At 40.7% G+C, this 6211-nt stretch carries 6 protein-coding genes; all 6 read right to left on the bottom strand.

The window, feature by feature from the left end; all coding sequences use genetic code 11:
- Positions 1–81 precede the first annotated feature (81 nt).
- The 6 genes from nrfD to BCU84_RS10505 all read right to left on the bottom strand — a co-directional run bounded on the left by nrfD (position 82) and on the right by BCU84_RS10505 (position 6015).
- Complete coding sequence (gene nrfD / locus BCU84_RS10480; protein ID WP_102528043.1) at positions 82–1029, bottom strand: NrfD/PsrC family molybdoenzyme membrane anchor subunit; 948 nt, start codon at positions 1027–1029, stop codon at positions 82–84.
- A gap of 1 nt (position 1030) precedes the next feature.
- Positions 1031–1738 carry a 4Fe-4S dicluster domain-containing protein gene (locus tag BCU84_RS10485; RefSeq protein WP_102475886.1) on the bottom strand — a complete coding sequence of 236 codons (708 nt, stop codon included), beginning with the start codon at positions 1736–1738 and terminating at the stop codon, positions 1031–1033.
- A 67-nt stretch (positions 1739–1805) separates the two neighbouring features.
- Complete coding sequence (locus BCU84_RS10490; protein ID WP_133146636.1) at positions 1806–2546, bottom strand: nitrite reductase; 741 nt, start codon at positions 2544–2546, stop codon at positions 1806–1808.
- Between the two features lie 76 nt (positions 2547–2622).
- On the bottom strand, positions 2623–3396 hold the full coding sequence (locus BCU84_RS10495) for an FKBP-type peptidyl-prolyl cis-trans isomerase (RefSeq protein WP_102528045.1): 774 nt from the start codon (positions 3394–3396) through the stop codon (positions 2623–2625).
- 74 nt (positions 3397–3470) lie between these two features.
- The gene (locus tag BCU84_RS10500) at positions 3471–3902 is read right to left on the bottom strand and encodes a rhodanese-like domain-containing protein (protein ID WP_102440243.1); all 432 of its coding nucleotides are present in this window, start codon (positions 3900–3902) and stop codon (positions 3471–3473) included.
- An 85-nt stretch (positions 3903–3987) separates the two neighbouring features.
- Positions 3988–6015: a cytochrome C gene (locus BCU84_RS10505; RefSeq protein ID WP_102528046.1), complete on the bottom strand. Its 2028-nt coding sequence runs from the start codon at positions 6013–6015 to the stop codon at positions 3988–3990.
- Positions 6016–6211 lie beyond the last annotated feature (196 nt).

A 6211-nucleotide genomic window follows, 5' to 3' on the forward strand; every position in this document is an offset into this window, starting at 1 on the left:
ACGAGCTCTACAAAGTAAAAAGAATCACCCTTAAAAATGACTAAGGGAAGACATATGCGCTTAAGGGTGATTCTGGCAACACTAAATTGCGTATGTTTGTCCTGCATACAGGATAAACATGCGTAAACACATCATGCCGCTAATGGCACAAAATCCTGATAAGTAAAATGCTTTAGCTGAATGGCTAAAGGTTTTACCTGTGGCGAAGTTAAGCAAGATAGGCCCTAAGAACCCAACACCTACAACACCAATCCAGAATAGATTTGCCCATACACCAGCGGTAAATGCTTCAAAAGCTGATTGCGCACCAGCATTACCCGTTGCAAGCGACATTGCGATCATGCAGATAAACAAAATTTCAGCAATCATGATTGGCCATTCAGCCCCATGAAGGATTTTAAGTTCACTGCTGTGCATGTCTTCTTTGAACAAGAATACCGACAACATTTTTGATGCTGCCGCACCTGCTGAGACACCTGACGCTATAAATAGCGCTGGTAAAACTGCAGTATTAATCAGTGGGAAGCGGATCAACGCTGAAATCAAGAAACCGGTATAAGCACATACAGATGCCGCTAAAATTAATACAGTCACTTCACAAGGTTTGCGAACTGGTTTAAGCATATTAATAATAGGTAGCAAGAAACTTAATGCTGGAATCGATTTGATTTCATCTTCAAAGGCATAAAGACACAACACTGCCGTAAGTGGGATGTACACACATAAAGCGATAACCCCTACTGACATCACAGATGTGAAGTTGTAGAACACCAAGATACGCCAGAAGAACAATGGGTTGGTTAAGTCTAAAACCAGACATAACATACCCAGTGCAATCGTCACAAACGAGATTAAGCTGGCAGCTTTATACAGTGGGGTAGTTTCAGTTTGGCCTTTAAAAAAGCGAATTGCTAAAGCAACCACTAAAGAACCACCTGAAATACCGGCTAAGAAAAGGTAAACAGCAATTGGCCAAGGCCATGCAACCCCTTCAGATAGCCCCATGGTAAACTCCATTGAACCGTCCATCTTATACCCCCAACTTAACAACTGGAATGTAACGAAGGCTTGGTTCAGTACCAAATTGAGGCTTCATACGCACAGAGTCTTTCACCGCTAATAATTTATTAACGTATGAGGTTGGATCGTTTGCATCACCAAAGATCAACGCATCATATTTACACTGTTGTACACAAGCTGGTAACTCACCTTTTGATAATTTGCTGTTTAAACAGAAATCGCAATTATCAGCCACATCAGTTTCTTCATTAATAAAACGTGCATTGTATGGGCAGGCGCCAATACAGTATTTACAACCTGCACATTTACTTGCGTCCATGGTGACGATCCCTGTTTTAGGATCTTTATGTGCCGCACCTGTAGGACATACACTGACACATGGCGCGTTTTTACATTGCTGACAAGAAACACGTACAAACTTACGTTCGCAGTTACACTCTTCTTTGCCACAATGTGGACATGCTTGCCCTTCAACACCGCCAGATTGATGTTCCATCAACATTCTTGATTTGCCGTCAGGTAAGTTATTCGCGACATTACATGCCTCTTTACACTCACCACAACCGACACATTTATTTTGATCAAACACCATAACGTAATGAGGTTTGTTAGCATCTTCGTTGTCATCTTTAACTGAAGTACAGCCCATAGGGCCCAGAATTAAAGAAGCAGCTCCAATACCTTTTAGAAACCTCCGTCTTTCTATATTTTCACTCACAACATCCTCCCTAGTGCAGCTATCGCTGACTGGTATTTATTGGTTCGCTGCAAATTCAAATGACGAATCATCGACTCAATTCATCTAATTTAAATTCGGCTTTCATAATTGCGTTATTAATAGATTGTCTATTAAAAGATTGAGTTTGATTGGTCAGTAAGATGCGCCAGTGATCTATCGCGTCAACATATTCACCCTTAAGGTAAGCATCTGTTGCGAGTAGCAATCTGGTATTAAGCTCATCACGTTGAAAACTCAACGCTGTATCAATGACCATTTTGGTCTCAGGTAAAAACTGACGACTATCTCGGTAATACATTGATGTCGCTTTTATGCCTAATAACTCAGCATCAGCACCCACTAGCTCAATTAACTGATCTAGCGTCGTCACAGAGTCAGCATATAAACCGCCTTCTGCATATGATTGTGCTAACGAAATAAGCGCTAATTCATTTTGTGGTTGTTGCTGAACTTGATCTCGCCCTTTAGTAATACTGGCTGCAATCAAGTAATCCACCGATTCATCTACCTGACCTTTATCCCAACCTTGGAAATGTCCTCCACTGGCATATATAGATAACGAAAAAATCAATACAGCGACTGACATCCATAATGGACTTTGATAAGAACCAGCAAGCTTAAATTCATCATATTTAAGGCAATGCTCGCCATTGTTACCGTCAGCCACTTTATTGGCTTGTTTCATCACAGTGCTGCTCAAATTACGGTTATATACACTGTGATGAATCCAGAAGAGTCCGATAAATATACTCAGACATACTGCTATACCTAAGGCCAGAATATTCATAAGTGTCTCTTCTTTCTTGAATTTAATTAATGAGTTATCACCAAACGTTCAATGACAACTTGTTGTTAGTAAAAGCTTAGTGAGAGCCCATCATGCCGTTCATGCCCATACCTGTTAGGCCCATACCTTTTGCGTTTTCACTCGGCGCTTCAGATTTAACTAATTCCACTTCAAAAATTAATGCGGTATCACCAGGAATATCACCAGCACCGTCTTTGCCATACGCTAGCTCAGATGGAATGGCAAAACGAAAGGTTGAGCCTTCAGGCATCAAGCGTAAACCCTCTTCCCAACCAGCAATGGCTGTCAGTAATGCAAAACGAACTGGATCTGTCATTTCATCAAATACAGTCCCATCAACTAATGTGCCTTTGTACTTCACCGTTACCACATCTTCAGGGTTAGGTTTTTTGCCTTCACCCATTTTTATCACTTCATACTGCAAGCCAGAACCCGTCACCTTAACGCCATCTTTCGCTTTGTTTTCAACTAAGAAAGCATCACTGGCTTTTTTACTTTCAAGGGCAATTTGTTGCATTTTTTGGCTACTCAATAAATTAAGTAGTTCACTTCGATCGTTTAAGTAAGTCAGCACATCTTCATCAGACATTTTTTGTTCATTCTTAAGCGCATCAATCACACCATCAATCACCAATTGAACATTAATTTGAGCGCCAAGCTCTGTTTGGTTATAAATTTGGCTTGATAGGTAATTACCAATAGAAGCGCCCATGCTGTAAGACTGTTTTTCAACATCGCTTTCTACATTTTGAGCAGCAAAACTGCCTACTGATAAAACCAATGTCATACACGTTGCAATGGCTAAGGTACTTTTCTTTAATAATTTCATTTGGCACTCTCTCTTGGAAAATAGATTGACCCAGCGACAACACATCATCAGGTCTTAAATAGGTAATAAAATGGTTAAGGTAATTCTGTTACTCTTCCTGACAATCGCCAGCCGTAAATTCCATCGGCCATATGTCTAACCCCTGTGTAACCTAGTTTTACTGTTTCTCGTGCAGCCATCGCACTTGAAGTACATAAAGTGTTAGCACAGTAGAACACCATCACCGCATCCTTATTTTTTGGAAGTAACTTTTTCCAGTTCTTCACGTTGAAGTACACCGCACCAGGGATAAACCCTTCAGCCCATAACTCCAATGTGTTTACATCAAAAAAATAAACATCTTCATTGCCCACTAACGACTCAGCTTCACGCATTGAAATCGGATTAAGCTGAATGTCATTAATAGGAATTGGAATGAGATCCCCACCCGCACCAGCAAACACTTGTGCTTGCACTGCGACGAACAACGATACTGAAATCAAAATCTTGCTAAGTAGTTTTTTCATGGTTTTCTCTCAAAATATCTCGGCATCGGCTGACGCCGAGTTATTAAAAAATGGCTACTCACATACGTGAGTAGCCATTAGGGTTTTACATTTTTTTACCATTAATAATGGCTTGAGCTTGAGTCACGTAAGTGAGTGCTGCATCAATACGTTTATGGGTATAACGCGCACCATGGACACCCCAAGAACCATCTTTTTCAAGCAGCGTCACTGCATCTTGTGCTTTATCAGCCAATAGAAGAACTTGTGATTTATCTTCAACAGATAACTTAGTCACTTCTAATAATTGGTCGATAGTGTCAAGAGCGCCGACAACTTGAGCGTAAGTTTCTTTGATAGGCGTTTGGAACTTCATCACTTCGCCGTAGATCTCTTGTTGATCTTCGTAATGTAGGCTTGGGTCAAGTTCTGATTGGAACTGACTGTGACAACCTTTACCATTAACGACATTATCATCAGAGATAGCAGTACGAGCACAAGACCACATTAAATCTAAGTAGTTATTACCATTAGCATTCTTCGCAACAGTCCAACCTTTCACAGTAGATTCACGAGGTTTGCCTTCTGGTGGGTTCAATGTCTTCTGAGTTGGGTCGATTTCAATCTTCCACATGTGCGACTTACGAACCGCGTCGAAACCAGCTTGATCAGGGAACTGCATTGCGGTGAAGTTTTCACAACTGCCCATGTTAGGCATGTGACAACTTGTACAGCTTTGGTCGCTATGAGTCTTAGTGTTTGCTGCGATTTCAGCTTGCGCTGCGTGACAGTCAGAACACTCTTTCTTCATTTTCGGTTTGGTATAACCAGACTTCCAATCGTTGCTTGTAACTTCATGTGGATCATGACAAGTCGCACAACGCATGCCTTTTTCATAATGCATAGAAGCGAACATTTGCGAACCTTCAGTACCACATGATGGACATGCAGACTTCATTTTCACACCAAAAGCATACTCAAGTTTATCTTGGCCTTCTTCAGTATCAGCTAGCTCATCAACGAAGTTAAAACGTTGGTGACAACGTTCACAATTCGAAGGCATTCCGCCGCCATTACCGCCATCGAGATGACCACCAGCTCCGTGACATTCTTCACAAGCAATACCTTTAGAAATGGTATGTTCTTGTAGTTTTTTAGGGTCACCTAAAGCAGCTAAGTATTCATCTTTAGTTTCGAAGTCGAACTTGAAGCTATGACACACTTCACAGTAAGAGCTTGCAGGTTGGAACAACATTTCTTTTTCATACTTCGCACCGTATGAGCTCATGCCCACTTGGTGAGAACCACTTAGACCAAATGCTTTACCATCGTTAGTTTCAGGAAATTCTGGGATAACTGCGTTAATTTTGGCAGCCATTTCAGGTGTTAACCATTCAGCCCAACCACGTGAGAATTGATTACCACCAGCGACCATTTTACCGCTGCCATCTCTCAATAAGCCGTCACGAATATGGTAAGTACCACGGACTAACCATGCATCAATGAAGCCGTATTTAGTACGTGGTGTACCCACAGTTGCGTAGATCATGTCAGGCGTAATACCATCAGCCAAAATAGAGGTATCTTTGGTGTTATACATGGTCTTGTTCAAATCGTTATCCACTTCTGGATGTTCACCAGGGAAACGAATTGTTTTAGAGTGACGAGAACGATTCCATGCTTCGTATTGAACAGCATGACATTCACCACATTTTTCAGGTCCAACAAACTTGTTTGGGTAGTCAAGAATTGATTTAGCACCTAAACGATATTGAACAGCGCTTGGACGACCCACACGTTTGCTATATTTAGGGCTATTACCTGTATCTAAATACTCTTCACCACGATCACTAATGTGGTAATCACCCACTAAGTTACCTTCTTCATGGTATTTAAATACTGGATGGTTCTGGAATAAATAATCAAAAAGTTCTTTTTCTTGAACAATATAATCTTGTAGCGTTTTAACGCCTTTTGATTCTTCATCTCCATTTGGATTTGAAATAACTTTCTGTGCTGTCTTACCCATTTCTGGAAAACTATTATACTTGCCACCAGCAGCTGTTGCATTGCCAACAATGCCAAGACAAACTAGCACACTTAGTGCTGCTATCTTGTATTTAGCCTGTTTCATTGTCCCACTCCTAATCATCATTATTTTATATGTTGCAGTCGAACCTGGCAGTTCAGCTAGCGATATAATTAATTTGAGCAAGACTAAGTTTAAAGATAAAAACCAATGATTTGTTGAGCTAGATCACATCATAAAACGCCTCAGACCTAACAAAACCTAAAAACAATATTAACTAATAAAAACAACAGTATAATTA

Source organism: Shewanella sp. 10N.286.51.B7 (assembly GCF_002873615.1).
Taxonomy (GTDB): Bacteria; Pseudomonadota; Gammaproteobacteria; order Enterobacterales; family Shewanellaceae; genus Shewanella; species Shewanella electrodiphila.

Excerpts from the sequence above, each read along its gene's own strand:
- BCU84_RS10495 (WP_102528045.1), bottom strand. The coding sequence starts at position 3,396 with ATGAAATTATTAAAGAAAAGTACCTTAGCCATTGCAACGTGTATGACA.
- BCU84_RS10490 (WP_133146636.1), bottom strand. The coding sequence starts at position 2,546 with ATGAATATTCTGGCCTTAGGTATAGCAGTATGTCTGAGTATATTTATC.
- nrfD (WP_102528043.1), bottom strand. The coding sequence starts at position 1,029 with ATGGACGGTTCAATGGAGTTTACCATGGGGCTATCTGAAGGGGTTGCA.
- BCU84_RS10505 (WP_102528046.1), bottom strand. The coding sequence starts at position 6,015 with ATGAAACAGGCTAAATACAAGATAGCAGCACTAAGTGTGCTAGTTTGT.
- BCU84_RS10500 (WP_102440243.1), bottom strand. The coding sequence starts at position 3,902 with ATGAAAAAACTACTTAGCAAGATTTTGATTTCAGTATCGTTGTTCGTC.